Annotated in this window: 15 protein-coding genes; 5 read left to right on the forward strand and 10 right to left on the reverse strand. The window is 63.1% G+C overall.

Annotated features, from left to right (window positions below; all coding sequences use genetic code 11):
- Nucleotides 1-65: 65 nt before the first annotated feature.
- Together ACZYTC_RS19095 and ACZYTC_RS19100 are read right to left on the reverse strand one after the other, a co-directional pair.
- Nucleotides 66-2,378, reverse strand: a complete 2,313-nt coding sequence (locus ACZYTC_RS19095; RefSeq protein ID WP_434958932.1) for an NADP-dependent malic enzyme — start codon at nucleotides 2,376-2,378, stop codon at nucleotides 66-68.
- 108 nt (nucleotides 2,379-2,486) lie between these two features.
- Entirely contained in the window at nucleotides 2,487-3,578 is a 1,092-nt protein-coding gene (locus tag ACZYTC_RS19100; protein WP_488990299.1) for a glycosyltransferase family 4 protein, read from the reverse strand.
- 509 nt (nucleotides 3,579-4,087) lie between these two features.
- Here ACZYTC_RS19100 and ACZYTC_RS19105 point away from each other — a divergent pair.
- A complete protein-coding gene (locus ACZYTC_RS19105) occupies nucleotides 4,088-5,305 on the forward strand; it encodes a glycosyl hydrolase (RefSeq protein WP_434958930.1) in 1,218 nt (405 codons plus the stop codon).
- 37 nt (nucleotides 5,306-5,342) lie between these two features.
- Here ACZYTC_RS19105 and ACZYTC_RS19110 read toward each other — a convergent pair whose 3' ends face one another.
- The 4 genes from ACZYTC_RS19110 to ACZYTC_RS19125 form a co-directional block, all read right to left on the reverse strand.
- Nucleotides 5,343-6,281, reverse strand: a complete 939-nt coding sequence (locus ACZYTC_RS19110; RefSeq protein WP_434958929.1) for a glycosyltransferase family 2 protein — start codon at nucleotides 6,279-6,281, stop codon at nucleotides 5,343-5,345.
- Between the two features lie 65 nt (nucleotides 6,282-6,346).
- A complete protein-coding gene (locus ACZYTC_RS19115) occupies nucleotides 6,347-7,750 on the reverse strand; it encodes a hypothetical protein (protein WP_434958928.1) in 1,404 nt (467 codons plus the stop codon).
- A gap of 13 nt (nucleotides 7,751-7,763) precedes the next feature.
- Nucleotides 7,764-9,254 carry an oligosaccharide flippase family protein gene (locus tag ACZYTC_RS19120; protein WP_434958927.1) on the reverse strand — a complete coding sequence of 497 codons (1,491 nt, stop codon included), beginning with the start codon at nucleotides 9,252-9,254 and terminating at the stop codon, nucleotides 7,764-7,766.
- Nucleotides 9,255-9,656: 402 nt separating this feature from the next.
- Nucleotides 9,657-10,475, reverse strand: a complete 819-nt coding sequence (locus ACZYTC_RS19125; protein ID WP_441772187.1) for an APH(3'') family aminoglycoside O-phosphotransferase — start codon at nucleotides 10,473-10,475, stop codon at nucleotides 9,657-9,659.
- A 231-nt stretch (nucleotides 10,476-10,706) separates the two neighbouring features.
- Between ACZYTC_RS19125 and ACZYTC_RS19130 the strand changes: the two genes are divergently transcribed.
- From ACZYTC_RS19130 to ACZYTC_RS19145, 4 genes are all read left to right on the forward strand, one after another.
- Nucleotides 10,707-10,985, forward strand: a complete 279-nt coding sequence (locus tag ACZYTC_RS19130; protein ID WP_434958925.1) for a GNAT family N-acetyltransferase — start codon at nucleotides 10,707-10,709, stop codon at nucleotides 10,983-10,985.
- A gap of 66 nt (nucleotides 10,986-11,051) precedes the next feature.
- Nucleotides 11,052-11,930, forward strand: coding sequence for a diaminopimelate epimerase (gene dapF, locus ACZYTC_RS19135; protein ID WP_441772188.1), 879 nt, complete (start codon nucleotides 11,052-11,054; stop codon nucleotides 11,928-11,930).
- An 88-nt stretch (nucleotides 11,931-12,018) separates the two neighbouring features.
- Entirely contained in the window at nucleotides 12,019-13,257 is a 1,239-nt protein-coding gene (mtaB, locus tag ACZYTC_RS19140) for a tRNA (N(6)-L-threonylcarbamoyladenosine(37)-C(2))-methylthiotransferase MtaB (RefSeq protein ID WP_434958923.1), read from the forward strand.
- Nucleotides 13,258-13,672: 415 nt separating this feature from the next.
- Nucleotides 13,673-14,488, forward strand: a complete 816-nt coding sequence (locus ACZYTC_RS19145; protein WP_434958922.1) for a DUF3108 domain-containing protein — start codon at nucleotides 13,673-13,675, stop codon at nucleotides 14,486-14,488.
- Nucleotides 14,489-14,881: 393 nt separating this feature from the next.
- Here ACZYTC_RS19145 and ACZYTC_RS19150 read toward each other — a convergent pair whose 3' ends face one another.
- The 4 genes from ACZYTC_RS19150 to ACZYTC_RS19165 form a co-directional block, all read right to left on the reverse strand.
- Nucleotides 14,882-15,964 (reverse strand): MerR family transcriptional regulator, encoded by a 1,083-nt coding sequence (locus tag ACZYTC_RS19150; protein ID WP_441772189.1) that lies wholly within the window; start codon nucleotides 15,962-15,964, stop codon nucleotides 14,882-14,884.
- Nucleotides 15,965-16,073: 109 nt separating this feature from the next.
- Nucleotides 16,074-16,895 carry an exodeoxyribonuclease III gene (xth, locus tag ACZYTC_RS19155; protein ID WP_434958920.1) on the reverse strand — a complete coding sequence of 274 codons (822 nt, stop codon included), beginning with the start codon at nucleotides 16,893-16,895 and terminating at the stop codon, nucleotides 16,074-16,076.
- Nucleotides 16,896-17,177: 282 nt separating this feature from the next.
- On the reverse strand, nucleotides 17,178-18,056 hold the full coding sequence (locus tag ACZYTC_RS19160) for a ParB/RepB/Spo0J family partition protein (RefSeq protein WP_434958919.1): 879 nt from the start codon (nucleotides 18,054-18,056) through the stop codon (nucleotides 17,178-17,180).
- A gap of 9 nt (nucleotides 18,057-18,065) precedes the next feature.
- The gene (locus ACZYTC_RS19165) at nucleotides 18,066-18,872 is read right to left on the reverse strand and encodes a ParA family protein (protein ID WP_434958918.1); all 807 of its coding nucleotides are present in this window, start codon (nucleotides 18,870-18,872) and stop codon (nucleotides 18,066-18,068) included.
- Nucleotides 18,873-18,880 lie beyond the last annotated feature (8 nt).

Consider the following 18,880-nt stretch of genomic DNA (forward strand, 5'->3'; position numbering starts at 1 on the left):
AAGAGGCATCTTCGATGCCTCTTGGTATTGTCGATACCGCCAGACAGAGATCCGGCGCGCCTCATTCACCCGCCGATATTGGCCGCCGCCAGCACCGCCATGTTGACGAGATCGGTGTCCTTGGCGGCGAGCGGTACGATCTGCACCGATTTGTCGAGGCCCACCAGGATCGGGCCGATCACCGTGGCGCCGCCGAGCTCCTGCAGCATCTTGGTGGAGATCGAGGCCGAGTGGAAGGCCGGCATGATCAGCACATTGGCCGGCCCGGACAGGCGGCAGAACGGATAGAGCGCCATGGCGTCGCGGTTGAGTGCGACATCGGCGCCCATCTCCCCGTCATATTCGAAATCGACGCGCTGGCGGTCTAGGATGCGCACGGCCTCGCGCACGCGCTCGGCCCGCTCGCCTTCGGGATGGCCGAAGGTGGAATAAGCCAGCATGGCTACGCGCGGCTCATAGCCCAGGCGTTTGGCCACCGAGGCCGCCTCGATGGCGATGGCGGCAAGTTCCTCCGAGGTCGGCATGTCGTGCACGGCGGTATCGGCCACCACGACCGTTCGCCCGCGCGCGATGGCGATCGACAGGCCGAGGACGCAATGACCGGGCTTGTCGTTGATGACGCGCCTTACGTCTTCCAGCGCGATCGAATAGTTACGGGTCAGGCCGGTGACCATGGCGTCGGCATCGCCCATCGCCACCATGCAGGCGGCGAAATGGTTGCGGTCGATGGAGGCGAGGCGCACGCAGTCACGCATCAGGTAGCCCTGCCGCTGCAGCCTGTCATAGAGATATTGCGCATAGGCATTGGTGCGCGGCGAGATGCGGGCATTCTGGACCTCCATGCCCTCGCGCAGCTCCACCCCGGCAAAGGCGGCTGCCGCCTCGACCCGGTCCTCGCGGCCAACCAGGATAGCGGTGCCCAGCCCCTGATTGACGAAGGAGGCAGCAGCGCGGATGACCGCCTCCTCCTCGCCTTCGGCGAAGACGACGCGCTTGGGGGAACGGCGAACCCTGTCGAAGATGCCGGCCAGCGTGCCGGCGACGGGATCGCGCCGGGCGGAGAGTGCCGCGCGATAGGCGGCAAGGTCGGCGATCGGCTTGCGGGCGACACCGGTCTCCATGGCCGCCTTGGCCACGGCAACGGGCACGCGGATCATCAGGCGTGAATCGAAGGGAGCGGGAATGATGTAGTCGCGGCCGAAGCGCGGCCGCGCGCCCTGATAGGCACTCGCCACCTCGTCCGGCACCTCCTCCTGGGCAAGCTCGGCCAGGGCCTGCGCCGCCGCCACCTTCATCTCCATGTTGATGGCGGTGGCATGCACGTCGAGCGCCCCGCGGAAGATATAGGGGAAGCCCAGGACGTTGTTGACCTGGTTGGGATAGTCGGAGCGGCCGGTGGCGAGGATGACGTCGTCGCGCACCGCATGGGCTTCGTCCGGCGTGATCTCCGGATCGGGGTTCGCCATGGCGAAGACCACCGGATTGGGTGCCATCGAACGCAGCATCTCGGCCGTGAGGGCGCCCTTGACCGAAAGGCCGAAAAAGACGTCGGCCCCATCGAGCGCCTCGGCCAAAGTGCGCCGGTCCGTCTCGGCGGCATGCGCCGACTTCCACTGGTTCATGCCGTCGGTACGACCCTTATAGACCACGCCCTTGGTATCGCAGAGCAGGACGTTGTCGGGCGCAAAACCCATGGCCTTGACCAGCTCGACGCAGGCAATGCCTGCCGCCCCCGCGCCATTGACCACCAGGCGGGTCGAGGTGATGTCGCGACCGGTCAGCTTCAGGCAGTTGAACAGGCCCGCGGCGGCGATGATTGCCGTGCCGTGCTGATCGTCATGGAAGACCGGAATGTCCATCAATTCCTTGAGGCGCTGCTCGATGATGAAGCATTCCGGCGCCTTGATGTCCTCCAGATTGATGCCGCCGAAGCTGGGTCCGAGATAGCGTACGGCATTGATGAAGGCATCGGCGTCCTTGGTGTCGACCTCCAGATCGATCGAATCGACATCGGCAAAGCGCTTGAACAGGACGGATTTGCCTTCCATCACCGGCTTGGAGGCGAGCGCGCCGAGATCGCCGAGGCCGAGAATGGCGGTACCGTTGGAGATCACCGCCACCATGTTGCCCTTGGTCGTATAGTCGTAGGCCAATGCCGGATTTTCCGCGATGGCACGGACCGGCACCGCGACGCCCGGCGAATAGGCGAGCGAAAGGTCGCGCTGCGTCGCCATCGGCTTGGTCGGTACCACTTCCAGCTTGCCGGGCTTGCCCTGGGAGTGGAAGGCCAGGGCTTCCTGGTCGGTGAAACTGGGGCGGGCTTGATTGGAGCGGACCGGGTTCGAGCCGACGGGGCGCGGCGGTTTCTTATCCGTCATTGCAGGGGCGTTTCCATTTACAGACGCGTTTTGCTCTAAGGCCCCGACCCTAAGCACAAACACAGGCTTCGTCCACGCACGAAGCTTTCAACGTCCGGGAAAGCGACCCTAGGCGCCGGCCTGCACGGCGTCGAGCAGATTGCGCGCCGCCTGTCTCCAAGTGAAGATGCCGGCCTGCTGGCGCCCCTTGTCGATCAGGGACTGGCGCACCGCCGCATCATCGAGCGCCGAGCGGATTTTCGCGCACCATTCCTCCGCCTTGAAGGGGTCGGCATAGAGCGCGGCCTGCCCGCAGACCTCCGGAAGCGCGCCGAAGGGCGCCGCGACCACCGGGCAGCCGAGCGACATAGCCTCCAGAGGCGGCAAGCCGAAGCCTTCCGTCAGGGAAGGAAAGGCAAGCGCACCGGCATTGGCGATCAGGCCGGCGAGCTCGGCATCACTGGTACGACCGGCAAACCGCACATTGGCGGGGACGACATGGCCAAGGCTCTCGAAATCGGCCTTGCCCGCCCCGCCGAACAGGACGAGCGGGACGTCCTTCAGCTCGGGCCTGGCGAAGGCCTCGAGCAGGATGGCGATGTTCTTGTGTTTTTGCGTGTTCGCCAGCGCCACGGCATAGCGCCCGCGCTCGAGCTCGAGCTTGGCGAGCAGGCTGTCATCGGGCACGATCTTCAGAATATGGTCGCAGCCATTATGGACGACCACGATCTTGTCGGCACCGGCGATGCCGTAGCGCACCAGTTCCTTCTTGGAGAATTCCGATACGGTGAAGATGACCTTGTGCCGCCGGCCGATGAAGGAGAAAGCGAATTTGTACCAGAGCCGGAAGGGGCGCGAATAGGAATCGGGCGTGGAATAGACCTGGGCATCGTGAATCATCGTGGCCGAAGCGCGATGAAACAGCGGTCCGATATTGCACAGGTTGAGCAGGAAATCCTTCCTGCGCGCCACGGGCAGATAGAACTGCTCCCATGCAATCCTATGCATCCAGCGCACCAGCCTGCTCTCGCGCACGCAAGCGATCTTGCGATAGGTCGGGACCTTGGCGCCTTCCCGGACCACAAGGGCATAATCGCCGCCATCCTTGGCCTGTTCGGCAAGCCAGTCGTCGACAGCGGCAATGAGCTGTTCGGCAACCCTGTGCACGCCGGTCGGCGGCGCTCCGAAGAACTTGCCGTTGAACGCTATCGTCCTGGTCATTGCCGCAACGCCTCGTTGGCAGATTTGCCTCTATGGCGTTTTGCGATTGGGCGGAATTGCCTGGAATCGCAAAGACGCCCAAGCTGATCCGTTGGATTGGCTTGGAAGCAAAGAGCTAGAGCAAAGCGCGTTCGAGTCTGAATGCGCCTTGCTCTGGTTATAGTCGAGTTGAAGCCGGTTCTCTTTCCCCCGAAGGGAGTAGCTTGCCGACAAGATAGGACGATGGGGCCCATCCCAATGACCGATGCAGCGGGCCGGCGCACCGCCGAAGCGGTCACGGCGGGTGGAGCCAGGCATCGGCTCATCCCTCAAGCCCCCTAAAGGCCAACTAGGAATGCGGGGCCGTCCTGTGATTTCATGCCCTCGAATCCCGAACCGGTCTTCAGCTTTTCAGATGGTCATATATGTCGCATTTCTCTCGATTTGATTGCCTTGATCCACGCCTTTGCCATCGAGCCGCATTCGCCGCCACTTTGTTCCTGGTCGCTACGCCCGCTCTCGCAGATCCGGTGAAAGCCGTCGGCGCCGACAGCTTCCTCAACTCCCTGGGCATCAACACCCATATCGACCAGGGCGTGAATCCGGCCTCCTATATCGAGCCGCTGAAATATCTCGGCGTCCGTCAGGTGCGCGACGGCGCCCGCCACGTCGAGGGCGGCATCGCGGTCGCACATAATACCGGCGTGCGCTTCACCATTTTCGGCACCGGTGACCTCGATGCGATCATCGCGGCGGCCGAGCGCCTCGCCAAGGCTAACGCCCTCTTGGCCATCGAGGGCCCCAACGAGCCCAATAATTTCCCGATCACCTACAAGGGCGAGAAGGGCGGGCGCGACGGCAGCTGGAAAGCCGTCGGCCAGTTCCAGGCCGATCTCTACGCCGCCGTCAAGAACAACCCGACCCTCAAGGATTATCCGGTGTTCAGCGTCTCCGAGCCGGGCGCCCAGACCGACAATATCGGCCTGCAATTCCTCACCGTTCCGCCGGGCGCCAACACGCTCTTTCCGGCGGGCACTCGCTTTGCCGACTATGCCAACGCCCACAACTACGTGATCGGCAATGGCGGTATCTACGAGGATAACCAGGCCTGGAATGCGGCTGACCCGATGCTGAGGGGCCGCTGGGATGGCCTGTTCGGCAACCACAGCGTGATGTGGGGCATGGGGTTTGCGGGCTATGACAAGGCTCAGCTCGAGGCCCTGCCCCGCGTCACCACCGAGACGGGCTGGGATTCGGTCAACGACCCAGGCGGCGAACATGGCCAGGGCGCCATCCTGACCAACACCTATCTCGCGCAGTTCAAGCGGGGCTGGAGCTATACCTTCATCTACCAGCTGCGCGACGGCGAGGGCGGCGACGGCAATCAGGGCGTTTTCGTCGGCGACACGCCCAAGCGCGCCGCCTCCTATATCCACAACCTCACCACGATCCTGGCCGACGACAAGCCCTTGCAGCAGCCCGGATCTCTCGACTACACCCTGCCCAAGAGCGCAGCGACGGTACACGACCTCTTGCTGCAGAAGAGCAGCGGGCCGTTCCAACTGGTGGTGTGGGCGGAGAATGCGGCCGGTAGCAGGCCCGTCAGGATCGAATTCGCCAAGCCTCACGCCCGCATCAACGTCTACGATATCACGGTGGGAAGTACGCCCATCCGCAGCCTCACCGAGGCCAGCGCGATCGATCTATCCCTGAGCGACCATGCCGTGATCCTCGAAGTTATCGATTGAGGCGTTCGCCGGGTTGCTGCACAGAGCAACCCGGGCTTCAGAGCTTTTCCGCCCGTTCGGGCGTCAGCCTGCCGCGCAGGAGATCCCATATTCCGATGAGATTGCCGCGCAGGCGCCCGAGGCGATCGACATAGGGCTCGGGCGCAAAGCTCCGCACGACATTGCTGGCGACGTTGCGCACGACATGGTCGAGCGCGTCGCGCAGCGGCATGGTCTTCTTGTTCACCAGATAGAGCGGATTGATGACCTGCGAATAGCCGAGCCGGCGCCCCGATACCCGGCCCCCCTTGGTGCCCAGATGCACGCCGAGCGCCGTGTTGACCCGGACCACGCGCCCTCCCCGGTTCCAGACCTGGCCGCCGAAATCGCGATCCTCCTGCCAGCCATAGAGGACGAGGCGCTCGTCGAAGCGAAGGCCGGCGATGGCGCTGGCCCGAAAGGCCATGTTGCAGCCATAGGGGCCGCCGGTGGAGGCGGCGGTCAGCTTGACCGGCACCTCGGGTGCATCGGCCAGGATGGCCCGCCCTTCCTCGAAGGACAGGCCCGCGCCATGAATGCCATCGGCCAGCAAGGTACCGGTGACGCAGGCGATCGCCGGATCGCTGCCGAAGACCTTGACGATCTCGGCGATCCAGGCCTCCTGCATCAGGAAGTCGTCATCCAGGAAGATCACGACATCGATATCGTCGGGAACCTGGCCGAGGGCCGTGTTCCGCTGCGTGGTCAGGCCCGGCCGCCCCTTCACCACCAGCAGGCCGGGTCGGCTGACAAGATCGCCGACATCCTCGTCCGACACACAGGAGACGATGATCAGATCAGGCTTCACGCTCTGCCGATCGACGAAGCCGACGACGCGTTTGAGAACCTCGGCCCGGCCCCGCGTAGCGAAGATGAGGCAGATCTTCGATGGCTTGTCGGACAATGACGGGTTCACCTTCTCATCCATGATCGCTTGCAGGCTGGCGCTCGAATCCATGTCTCACCTCGACCGCTCTTGCGGGCCATGTATCGTTCTTGCGGGTTCCATCGGACGCCTCCTTCTCAAGCCGGGGCGAGTTGCTGGCGTTGACGCGCCCCGGCCTGGAAGTCGCAGGTCGCGCAGGCAATGCCTGCCAGCATGTAGAAAGGCAGGCCAAGGTCGACCATCGTGCCCGAGATCGAACTCATGATCAGGGCAACCAGGCAACTGGTTCGTGCCGCCGCCTGAATCTGGGTGGTGGTCCAGTCGAGCGGGCGGGAGGCCGGCTTGAACAGCGCCATCAGGATGAAGATCCCGTAGGTCAGGGCACCGACGGCGCCGAGATTGGCGAGAACAGCTACCGGGAAGCTCGAGGCCCGGACCGTGCCAATGCCCGCACCGGCGCCATAGGTGGCGAAGAAGGCATTCAGGGCGGTCTGGTTCCACATGCCACGTTCTTCGGCCGAGGCACTGGCGCCTTTGTTCAGCACCATGTCGCGAACCATGTCCATGATCGGACCCGACAGAGCCGGCGTGAGGAACACGATGGCGAGGATGACCATGAGCAGCAGCGGCGCCAGCCCCAGATAGGCATAGACCCCCCGCGGCAAGGCCGTGCCCCGAGCCACCCGCAGCAGCGATGCCAGATACATGATGCCGAGCATCAGCGGCAGCACGACATAGCCGGTGGAGGAGGTCGCAAACACCACCAGCAGCATGTTGATGGCAGCCAGAGCAAAAGTGAGGCGCGGGCGGATACCGCCGAGCCAGAGCCGGAAGGCAAAGCAGCCTGCCCACAGGGAGGAAGCTGCGAAGGCGGAGGCCTCGGTGAACGAACCGTTGATGCGCTTGAGGCCGTTGATGACGGCCTCGTCCTGAATGCCGTAGGTAGAATTGCGCATGAAATCGAGCAGGAAGGAAGTACCGGTCCAGTAGGTCGCCAGATCGACCAGGGCGAAGAAGATGTTGAGGACGCAATAGATCAGGATGGCGTTGGTGATCGCTTCCAGGCCTTGCTTGTTCAAGGCGACCAGGTAGCAGATCAGGAAGAAGACGAGGTCGCCGATGAAATAGATGCTTTGCGTCAGATTGCCGGTCGTTGGTGAGAGCGGCACCAGGATCAGCGCGGAGCCACCGCTCGAGGTCGCCCCGATCGCCACCACATAGGTCACGCCGGCAAAGAAGCGCGGCAGAATGAAGGCACCGACAATGCCGAGAACCGCGGTGGCGGCGAACCAGAACCCCTCGCGGGGAAAGGTCAGCCGGCCGAGGATGGAAGGCCAGGTGCCCGGCTGGGCAATCAATGCCATGGCGGTGAAGGCCAGAAGCAGATGCGAGGGCTGGATCGACGCATTCGAGACGATCAGTGCAGCGCATGAGCCCAGCACCATGGTCGGAACCAGGAGATAGATACCGAAGATCGGCCCGCGAACCAGGACCAGGATCCCGAGCAGCAGGAAAAAGAGGCCGATGGGTTCGATACTCACGCCCGACCTTTCCTTAGGCCTTCAACCGAACGACCGCCCGTGCCGCAATGGTATTGAGCAAGGTGCCGATTCCGGTCACGTCGCCGAAGCGCAGCGATATCACATAGACCGCGACGACATAAGTCAGCACATAAAGAATGCCGGCGGCTGCGAGGCGGAGCAAGTTCATGACGATGTCGCCATCGGCATGAATGAGCGTTGCGACATAAGCCAGGGGCGTGCCGCTGATCAGCAGGGCGGCAGCAGGCCCGGCGAGCGCCACGAACTGGGTGCGCAGGGAAATTCCGATCATGGACCGTACGGCCATCATGGTGGAGACCAGCACGGCAAGTGTGGCGACGCTCTTGGCGATCACCGCGCCTAATACGCCTGCCGCCAATACGGCGACAATGGTGAGGGGAACCCGTACCGCGCATTCGATCAGATTCCTCAGCGTGATCTGGCGCGACTGGTTGAGGCTGACTGCAAGGGGCGCCATGGGCAGGGCCGGAATGGAGCCGATGCTTGCCAAAGCCAGTCCGGTAAGGACAGGCGCCGCCTCCGCCCATTGCGCACCAAGGAAGGTACGGACCAGCGGCTCGGCCATGATGCCGCCGAAGCACAGAACGGGGGCCATCAGCAGGAAAATACCGACGCAAGCCTTCAGGTAGGTCTTGTCGAGCCCGCCATTCTGGTGCGCGGTGACGAAGGCGACATTCAGGGGAGTGGCCAAGGGCGCCGATAGGACCTGGAAGGGCAGGGCCGAAAGATCGTTAGCCATGGCATAGCGACCAAAAGCCGCCGGCGGGATGAAGCGCGGTAATACGAGCCGGTCCACTTGCCAATTGAGGGCGGACAGGATCTGCGACATCAAATTCCAAGTCAGAATGTCGGCGAAGATCGGCCATTCCTTCAGGGTCAGCCTTGGCCGCATGGGCGCCAGCACATAGGAACCCACCAGCGACACCAGCGGCACCAGCACCGTACCGACCGCGATAGACCAGTAGCTGCGGGTCACGATCGCCATCACGATCGCGGCAGTGATGGCGATGAACTTGCTCGCGACATCCAGGCCTGCCTGGCGGCGAAAATCCATCTGGCGGTTGTATTCCACCATCATGGGGCTGACGCAGCCACGCATGGCAGGCGCCAAGGCAAGGCTCATCACCAGCGGCACCAGCCGCGGTTCACCATAGAAATAGGAGAGCGGCCAGGCGCAGAGAACGAAGAACCCAGCAATGATCAGGCCCCGGAGCAGGCCGAGGGTGAAGGCCGTACTGTAGACATCCGGCCCCGGAGCGGGCACACGGAGCATGGCAGCGGCCAATGGCAGCTCCATGATGGCCTCGACGATGAAGATCAGCGTCATGGCCATGGCGACCAGACCGAAATCGCTCGGCCCGAGAAAACGGGCCAGCACGATCAAGGCAACGAAGTCGACCGCCTTTCCGGCAAGGCGGGCACCGGCCGTCCAAGCGCCAGCCTTGGCGGTCCGTTTGGAAAGGGTTCCGATCTGGGCTTTCATGACGCGTTGGTTTCCTGCCCGGCATGGCCTATTGGCATCGAACCGTCAGCATGCAGCTGACATACCGGATGTGCAGTAGAAATCTTCATCGAGGCCAGATCGTTAGGGGAACGGATTCAACGACGGGTAGATCTTCCCATCGGGGCAGAGTGGTCTTGACCCGCACGCACCGACCCCCCAGGCCGAATATCGAGGCAAAGCTGGCATGGACCCTCGCGCATGGGCGAGTTCATGCCCGTGCTGCCAACTCGGCATATTCTAAGCACAGCCCGCGCCTCCCGACAGCTATCCATTCGGGGGATGATCCAAAGGGAGGGATGCGTCCCCTTTGGGGGAGGCCGCGATGGCGAGCCACCCACTTCAGGCGGGAGATCGGCAAGGCTCGCGACCTCGGGCCAGAACTCAGCCCCAGGTCAGCGGGTCCAGGCCCAGGTAGAAGGCGAGCCGTTCCCTGTCCGGGCGTTTCAGGCCGAGCTCGTCGAACAGCATGTCGAAAGCTGCCTCGGCCTGCTCCGGGCCGGACCAGCTCTCGCCGGCATTGGCCACCATCAGCGCGAGGTCGACATAGCGGTCCGCCGTGCCGAGACGACCCAGATCGATCATGCCCGTGCAGCGCAGCGTGATGGGATCGACCATGAAATTGGGCATGCAAGCATCGCCATGGCAGACGACGCGATCCCCAGCCTCTTCCGCCAGGCGTTGTTCGCGCTGTGCTTCGAGCGCAAAAAGCAGCTCGGCCGGATCCACCTCCTTCTGCTCCGGCGGCAGGAAATCGGGATTGACGGCGCCGCGCGACACCACGTCGGCCGCGCGAGCGAGCATGGTCGAAAGGTCGCGTTCGAACGGGCAATCCTTGGCCGTGAGCGCATGCAGCGCACCGACCCGGGCCGCGATCGACGGCCACGACTGCCACAATTGATAACCATCGAGATCGCTCGCCGGCACGCCGGGCACCGCACTGGTGACCAGACAGGCTCCTCCCTCCCCTTGATGCCAATCGAGCACCTCGGGAGAACCGAGATTGAAGCGGCTCAGCCATTCGACCCGCCGGCGCTCTCCCTCCAGGGCGACGGCATCGCGGCCCCGGGATAGCTTGGCGAAGGCCACGCCATCGCTGCGGCGATAGACGCTGTCCCTCGATTCGCCGCGGCTGACTGCCAGCCATTCTCTTCCCGACGGCAAGGTTGGCAGAAGGCTGCGGGCATTGAAGGCAGAAGGCATGGCGAATCGCTCCGAATCGGGAGCCGTGACCATAATGCAGAATGGTGCGACGGCTGGGCCGGTGCGCTGCACAGCCGGATGGCCCCCGCGTTTTGCGATTCATGACCGAACACGTGCTGGCTTTGGGCGACCGCCACTGGACAGCGTGGACAGGAGACTGGCGCACGGAGTTGACCACCCGCCCCCTTACCGCCGAGCTCTGGCCGGATTTTGAGGCTCTTTTCGGCAAGAATGGCGCAAAATCCGGTCCGGTCGATTTCCTGTCTCTACCTCGCCAAGGGGGTCCGGCGGCGGGGCATCGCATCCCGCCTCATCGAGGCGGCGATCGATTTCGGCCGGACCGGCGGCGCCACCATCATCGAGGCCTACCCGATCGACCGGCGCATTTCACCCTCCTCATCCTCGACAGGCTTCGTGACCAGCTTCGAGCGGCTCGGCTTCCGGCACGTTCCCTCCCCGGCTCCGGAACGGCCGATCATGCGCCTCGAGGTCGAGCAGACCGCGGGCTGAGCGGCACCCATTGGTTCGCAAGGGCTTTTGCCCTATATCAGGGACCTTCAATCACGCGGAAGTACCATGTCTGGCCTCGCCAACCGCCCCTATCTGAAGATGAACGGCATCGGCAACGAGATCGTCGTTCTCGATCTCATCGACGGTTCGCATGCCGTCACGCCGGCGGAGGCCCGCGCCATCGCGGCGCATGAGCCTTTCGACCAGCTGATGGTGCTCTATCCGCCGCAGCAGGCGGGGACCGACGCCTTCATGCGCATCTTCAATGCCGACGGTTCCCAGTCGGGCGCCTGCGGCAACGGTACGCGCTGCGTGTCCTGGTATCTGATGCCGGTGCTCGGCAAGGACCGCCTCCTGCTGCAGACCCCGACCAGCCTGGTCGAGGCCCGGCGGGCAGACGCAGACTTCGCCGTCGACAATTTCATTGTCGACATGGGCCCTCCGGCCCTGGACTGGCAAGCGATCCCCCTTGCCCGGAATGCCGGCGACACCAAGGCCATCGACTATGCCTACGGCCCGGCGGAGGCTCCCCTTCTGCAGTCCCCAAGCGTGGTGAGCATGGGCAATCCCCATGCCGTGTTCTGGATCGATCGGGATCCCGCCGAGATCGACCTCGCCGGCATCGGCCCGGCCATCGAACACGATCCGCTGTTCCCCGAGCGGGTGAATGTCTCGATCGCACAGGTTCGCGATACCAGCCATATCGTGCTGCGCGTGTGGGAACGCGGCGCCGGTCTCACCCGCGCCTGCGGTTCGGCCGCCTGCGCCACCGGCGTAGCGGCGGCGCGGCTTGGCCTTACCGGGCGCAGGACCCGCATCAGCCTGCCGGGCGGCGACCTTCAGATCGAATGGCGCGAGACCGATGGTCACGTGCTGATGACCGGCGTGGCCGAGCTTGAACATGAGGGCCGCTTTGCGGCCTCCTGGTTCGCCGACGCCGCCTAAAAAAGCCGTATTCACTACAGGCGCTGATCCCGGGATCGCGCGAACACGAGAAGGACAGCGCCGGCCATGCCGGCATGCCAGACCGCCCATGACCGAGATCGTCACCTTCGGCTGCCGCCTCAACATCCATGAATCCGAGGCGATGAAAACGGCCATCGGCGTCCGTGACGACCTGACCGTGATCAATTCCTGCGCGGTGACAGCCGAGGCGACGCGCCAGGCCAGGCAGACCATCCGTCGGCTCAAGCGCGAGAATCCGGAGCGGCGGATCGCCGTCACCGGCTGCGCCGCGCAGACCGATGCCGTCAGCTTCACCGCCATGCCGGAAGTCGACTTCGTGGTCGGCAACGCCGAAAAGCTGAAAGCCCAGACCTGGATCTCCCTCGCCGAGGCGCCGGGCAAGCTCGTCACCTCGGACATCATGGCAGCACGGGACATCGCCCTGCCGCAGGTCGAGCGTTTCGAGGGTCGGGCACGCGGCTTCGTGCAGATCCAGAATGGCTGCGATCATCGCTGCACCTTCTGCATCATTCCCTTCGGCCGCGGCAATTCGCGGTCCCTGGCCCCGGAGACGGTGATTGCGCAGATCCACCGCCTGGTCGAGGCTGGCTATAAGGAGATCGTGCTGACCGGGGTCGATCTTACCAGCTATGGCCCCGATCTGCCTGATCCCCTGCCCCTCGGCACGTTGGTGCGTCGCATTCTGCGCGAGATACCGGAGCTTCCGCGCCTGCGGCTCTCATCCATCGATTCGGTCGAGGCCGATGCCGACCTCATGCGGGCGCTGGCCGAAGAGGAGCGGCTGATGCCGCATCTGCATTTGTCCCTGCAGGCCGGCGACGACCTCATCCTCAAGCGCATGAAGCGCCGGCATTCGCGTCAGGATGCAATCCGTTTCTGCGCCGAGGCCCGACGCCTGCGGCCCGACATCGTGTTCGGGGCCGACCTGATCGCCGGTTTTCCCACCGAGGACGAGGCTATGTTCGCCCGTTCACTCGATCTCATCGAGGAATGCGGCATCACCTATCTGCACGCCTTCCCCTTCTCGCCGCGGCCCGGCACGCCGGCGGCCCGCATGCCTCCCGTCGGCGGGGCCGAGGTGAAACAGCGGGCAGCCCGTTTGCGGGACGCCGGCGGCCGGGCGATGACGCGCTTCCTCGCTGGCGAAACCGGCAAAACCCGCGAGATCCTGATGGAGCGAGGCGGCATGGGCCGCACCACGCAATTCGCGGCCGTGCGGCCCGACAGGCCGCTTGGCCCCGGCAACTTCATGCGCGTGCGGATCGAGGAGCGTCAGGGCAGCGAACTGATCGCGACGGCATTGTAGTAAACCGCGCCGGCGATTTTATCGGAGTGCGGATCTGTCAGTGACAGGCTTGCACACTGCGATACCCCTATCCTGGAACCGGTACCGTTGCGAAAAGAGGCGGACATCGCGACATGCAAGCATGTCTCTGAGATGCGTGCGCTCCGTACGACACAATTGCGCCACGTCTGATTCATCGACCATTCAGCCTGAGCACGCCAAGATGGCTCCGGGTGCACCTGCCCCGGCAAGATTTACGTAACGTTTACCTTGTTAAAATGCGCCTGAGAGATTCCATGCGCATGAGGGGCACGGCGACTGGAACATCGTGCCGAAATGTGGACGCCGGTTTTCGGCGAAAACGACGCGACAACAATGACCTGCCGTGCCGGATCCGAATTCGGGCCCGACACAGCAGGCGGCCCCGGAGACCGGCGTGACGATTTCGCATTTCTTTCGCTCGGCGCTCGGCGCCGGCTTTCTCATCACCGCGGGCCTCGCGCCTTCGCTGGCCGCCGCTGCCAGCGCCAAAACGGCGATAGACTATGGCGTGACCCTTGCCGGCTTTCCCATCGGCACGGCAAGTCTCGCCATCAATCTGAGCGAGGGCGGCCCCTACAAGATCGAGGCCTCCGCCAAGGTCGGCGGACTGATCAAATTGATCAGCGATGGCCGGGGTTCGGCCTCCTCATCGGGAAGGCTCGGCCCCAGCCAGGTCCGGCCGTCCGCCTATACGCTCACCTCGGTGGCGGGCAAGAAGCCACAATCGGTGCAGATGGCACTTGCGGGTGGCAATGTCACCGCCCTGCAACTGCAGCCCGACTTGCCGCCGCGCAAGGATCGAGTGCCGCTCACGGACGCCAACAAGCACGGCGTGATCGACCCTCTTTCAGCCATCCTGGTGCCGGTTGCCGGCGGCGCGACCCTCGACGCCTCGGCATGCCGACGCTCCCTTCCGGTGTTCGACGGAGCCCAGCGCTTCGACATCAAGCTGTCCTATGCCCGAACCGAACAGGTCAGCGGCAAAGGCTATGCCGGCCCCACCATTGTCTGCTCGGCGCGCTATGTGCCGATCGCCGGCCACCGGCCTTCGCGATCCCAGACCAAGTTCATGGTCGATAATCGCGACATCGAATTATGGCTCGCGCCGGTCGGCGAGACCCATGTGCTCGCCCCGTTCAAGATCATCATAGGCACTCAGCTCGGACGCCTGACTCTCACCGCTTCCCGTTTTGGGGCCACTGAGAACTGAATCCAAGGCTCCCGTCCCAGAACGGGACACCTTGATTAAGCTGGTACCGCGTGGGCTCGATTTTCGCCTATGGGGGGAGCAGTTCTGCATCATTTTTAGCCGACTATTGATTGCTGCATTTCAGCGATGCCGAACCGAGTCTTTTGCCATCGAGCAGCGCCCGTTCGACCGGCTCCGAGCGAAATCGAGAGACCAAGTGGCCACCGATCGCGCGTAAGGCCGATTTCCTCGCTCGATTCGATCGGTGCCCTTCGTCAAGAGAATTGTCCCGCAACGCTCGGGTTCTTCCGATTCGTCGGCGATTCGTTCAGGTTTTGGCAGTAGTTTCTCAACTTGGTTAATTCAAAGGAGCCGGCAATAAATTGCCGGCTTAATTTTCTGGAAACCATAGACCTATGGCAAGGGACGCAGATAGAGGGCACTGAGCCTTCCATCCGGTGCGAGCGCAAACCCCCACTCCAAATCGCCGCCATCGAAACCGGCGTCATAGATGTCCAACCCCGCCTGCGAAACGCCCTTGAACGTCAGGGATTGCAGGGCGCCGAGCCTGGCGAGACTGGCATGGACCGAAGCCGCCTGCTCGCGAGCGTGTCCGGCCAGCGGTTCACACATGCCCGCATAATCAGGCTCGCCGCGAAGATGATCCTGAATGATGCCGCGCAGGAGAGCCTCCCCACCGAGGACGGGAATCTTCTCCCGGATGCGGCGTTCGAGCTTGGCCTCGTTGTGCCGCGCCCGCTCCTCATCAACGCGCTGGGCCGCATGTTCATAGCCGTCCTGATGGACCACGAGGCCGACGACTTTTCCGGCATCGCGACTGAAGTCGACCTGGGCCGGCACTACCTTATAGAAGAATGCATCCTCGCCTTCCGCAAACAGCTCGAAAGCCGGTTGCCCGCTCACCCTGGCGAACAACCGATCATCCTGCAGGACAACCGTGATCAGTCCACCCTCCCGAAGCTCGTAATGTCCGATATAGTCGGGCAGTTTCTGCCGGTCGGCCGGGATTGCCGTGCGAGGCCGCGCTTGTTCGTAGCGTCGCCAGGCGACGGTCTCGGATCTCGTATCCGCCATGTTGCTTTCCTTCGCCAATTTGATGAGATCATCCGCGGTGACAGCCGCACCCTCGGCCAGTCGGGCGCGCAGCCCCGCGAGAAGTGCGAGGCTGCGTTCGGCGCGGGCACGCATGTCGAGAGCGCTCTGCTGCTGAAGCGCGAGAAGATGCGCGAGATCCGTCTGCTTTCCGGCCAGCAAGGACGCAATACGGGCAAGACTGAGGCCCAGATGCTTCAGCGCCAGGATTTCGTTGAGCCGGGCAATTTCGCGCGCGCCATAGAGGCGCCAATTCTTGCCGGTCCGCGGCGGCGCGATCAGCCGATGCCGTTCATAGACCCGCAGCGCTCGAACCGTCAGGTTCATGCGGCGGGCGCATTCGGCGGCCGTCAGGTGACTATCGTCGGGGTATACGGATCGCATCGGAACCTCCTGCGATCCTCTCTAGGCTATGACCCAAGGTCCGATGCAAGCGGCCTTTTGCGGGCCGGTCTGACCTGCGGCCTCTCGGCTATGTCGCGCTTATGAGCCTTTACTCGATCTCGAACACGCCGGTGACCGGCACGTGATCGGAAGGCTTTTCCCAGCCACGGGCTTGGCTGAGGATCTCGATCGACCGGGCCGTACCGGTCAGGCTCGGGCTCGCCCAGATATGATCGAGCCGTCGGCCGCGGTTGGAGGCGATCCAGTCGGCCGCACGGTAGCTCCACCAGGTATAAAGCTTGGCCGGTTCGGGCGTGAACTCACGCATCAGGTCGATCCAGCCCCCCACCGCGATCATCGCCTTCATCGCTTCCGTTTCAACCGGCGTATGCGAGACCACATCGAGCAATTGCTTGTGGCTCCAGACGTCATGTTCGAAAGGCGCAATATTGAGATCGCCCACCAGCAGTGCACGGCCATTGGCCTGCGGAAAATCGCCGGCAAACCAGGCATGCATCTCCGCGAGAAAATCGAGCTTGTGGCCGAACTTTGGATTGCGCTCACGATCGGGAATATCCCCGCCCGCCGGCACATAGAAATTATGCACGGTCAGGGGCTGCTTCAGCCCTGCTTCGGCGCCGAGGCGGATCGAGATATGACGGGCATCGCCCTTCTGGCAGAACTCACGCTTGTCGACCATCTCGAAGGGCAGGCGCGAGAAGATCGCGACGCCGTGATAGCCCTTCTGCCCATTGAAGGCGATATGTTCGAAGCCGAGCTTGCGCACGTCATTGAGGGGGAACTTGCCGTCCTCGACCTTGGTTTCCTGCAGGCAGAGAATATCCGGGTTCTTCTCCCTTACGAGACGCTCGACCAGCCCCATGCGCAGACGGACCGAGTTGATGTTCCAGGTGGTGAGGGTGATCTGCATGGGAGGGGCACTCGGATGAGGGTGTCATACCGCGCCGACGTGGCGCGGCTAATCGGAAAGCCGGTTGATTAGGTAGCGCTTCCTACGGGAGCCGAAGCCGGTCTTGCCCTCTTCATCGCTGCGTCAGGGCCTTCGGCTCGCCCTGGCCGTGGATGAAGGAGATCGAAAGCGCTCAGCGTTCAATCCAATTCCAGAGCTGGGATCGGACGCCTTATATAATTGATATAGCGCCGCTTTTTTGAAAACCAGCTTCCACTTTGGTTCGCAATGCCGACACGTATTCTAGCCGCGCAGCCGGCGGCAAAGGTCGTCGAGCTGCTCAAGTGATTTGTAGCGAATCTTAAGTTCGCCGCCATCACCACGATGATCGAGCAGAACCCTGAGGCCGAGTACGTCCGAGATGGTTCGCTCCAGCGCAATCGTATCGGGATCTTTCTCGACGCGGCTGCGCGCCCTCAATGTCTTGCCGGCGCTTTGCGACTGATCCTGCACGATGCTCTCGGCGTCCCGCACCGACATGTTCTCATCGATGATCAGCCTGGCCACACTTTCGGGATCGGAAACCGACAACAGAGCGCGAGCATGTCCGGCCGTCAGTTTGCCGCTCACCACATTGGTCTTGATTGCGTCAGGGAGCTTGAGCAGACGCAGCGTGTTCGCCACATGACTGCGGCTCTTGCCGATCACCTTCGCAAGGTCGTTTTGCGAATAGGAGAACTCCTCGATCAGCCGATCATAGCCGACCGCCTCTTCGATGGCGTTAAGGTCCGCGCGCTGGACGTTCTCGATAATGGCGAGTTCGAGCGCCTCCTTGTCCGAGGCCTCGACGATCGTTACGGGTACATCATGAAGCTCGGCACGCTGAGCAGCGCGCCAGCGCCGTTCACCCGCGATGATTTCATAGGCATCCATGCTACCGGCGACGGCGCGCACCAGGATGGGCTGGATGATACCCTTCTCGCGAACGGAATTTGCGAGATCTTCGAGTTCGTCTTCGCTGAAATTCTGACGTGGATTCTTCGGATTGGGCCGCAGGAAGCCCGTCGGCACGCGGCGCTGACCGCGAGCTCGCTCGATCGCCGCCCCTTCGTCACCGGCATCGCCGATCAGAGCAGCCAAGCCGCGTCCCAGGCGCGGGCGCATTTTATCATCAGAGGTCATGGTCGGTCCTTACGCGGCACGCAATAGTTTCTCGCGCTGAATCACTTCGGAGGCGAGACGAACATAGGCCTGGCTTCCCGGGCATTTCAGATCATAAAGCAGGGAGGGCTTGCCGTAAGAGGGTGCCTCCGACACGCGCACATTACGAGGGATCACCGTCTGATAGACTTTCTCACCCAAGAATTCGCGAACATCGGCTACGACCTGCCCGGAAAGATTGTTGCGGGCATCATACATGGTCAGCACCACGCCATGGATGCTGAGATGTGGATTCAGCGAATTGCGAACCTGCTCCACCGTACGCAGAAGTTGGGACAACCCTTCAAGTGCAAAGAATTCACATTGCAACGGCACCAGAACGGCATCCGCTGCCGCCATGGCATTCACTGTGAGAAGGTTGAGCGAGGGCGGGCAATCCACCAGCACATAGGAGCAGCGGAAATCGCTCGACGACGCCAAAGCATGAATGGCTTTGCGCAGACGAAATGCCCGGTCGCGCTCACCAGCGATTTCGAGCTCGACGCCGAGCAGATCCATATTGGATGGCGCGATATGCAGCCGCGGCACCACGGTCTCGACAATCGCCGCGCGCAGATCGCAGTCCCCTACCATCACATCATAGGTAGTGCGCACGCGCTGCTTCATACCGATGCCGAGACCCGTCGAGGCGTTGCCCTGCGGATCGAGATCGATGATCAGCACATCTTCACCGATTGCGGCAAGCGCCGTGCCGAGATTGATGGCTGTCGTGGTCTTGCCGACCCCACCTTTTTGGTTGGCAATAGCGAGAATACGCGGCAACGTCATGGCACCCATCTTTCCTG

The organism is Labrys sp. F242 (genome assembly GCF_057813875.1).

What these genes read in the sequence shown, in the direction of transcription:
- ACZYTC_RS19095 (WP_434958932.1), bottom strand. Translation starts at nt 2,378, where the DNA reads ATGACGGATAAGAAACCGCCGCGCCCCGTCGGCTCGAACCCGGTCCGC.
- ACZYTC_RS19100 (WP_488990299.1), bottom strand. Translation starts at nt 3,578, where the DNA reads ATGACCAGGACGATAGCGTTCAACGGCAAGTTCTTCGGAGCGCCGCCG.
- ACZYTC_RS19110 (WP_434958929.1), bottom strand. Translation starts at nt 6,281, where the DNA reads ATGGATTCGAGCGCCAGCCTGCAAGCGATCATGGATGAGAAGGTGAAC.
- ACZYTC_RS19120 (WP_434958927.1), bottom strand. Translation starts at nt 9,254, where the DNA reads ATGAAAGCCCAGATCGGAACCCTTTCCAAACGGACCGCCAAGGCTGGC.
- ACZYTC_RS19125 (WP_441772187.1), bottom strand. Translation starts at nt 10,475, where the DNA reads ATGCCTTCTGCCTTCAATGCCCGCAGCCTTCTGCCAACCTTGCCGTCG.
- ACZYTC_RS19130 (WP_434958925.1), top strand. Translation starts at nt 10,707, where the DNA reads ATGGCGCAAAATCCGGTCCGGTCGATTTCCTGTCTCTACCTCGCCAAG.
- dapF (WP_441772188.1), top strand. Translation starts at nt 11,052, where the DNA reads ATGTCTGGCCTCGCCAACCGCCCCTATCTGAAGATGAACGGCATCGGC.
- mtaB (WP_434958923.1), top strand. Translation starts at nt 12,019, where the DNA reads ATGACCGAGATCGTCACCTTCGGCTGCCGCCTCAACATCCATGAATCC.
- ACZYTC_RS19150 (WP_441772189.1), bottom strand. Translation starts at nt 15,964, where the DNA reads ATGCGATCCGTATACCCCGACGATAGTCACCTGACGGCCGCCGAATGC.
- xth (WP_434958920.1), bottom strand. Translation starts at nt 16,895, where the DNA reads ATGCAGATCACCCTCACCACCTGGAACATCAACTCGGTCCGTCTGCGC.
- ACZYTC_RS19160 (WP_434958919.1), bottom strand. Translation starts at nt 18,056, where the DNA reads ATGACCTCTGATGATAAAATGCGCCCGCGCCTGGGACGCGGCTTGGCT.
- ACZYTC_RS19165 (WP_434958918.1), bottom strand. Translation starts at nt 18,872, where the DNA reads ATGGGTGCCATGACGTTGCCGCGTATTCTCGCTATTGCCAACCAAAAA.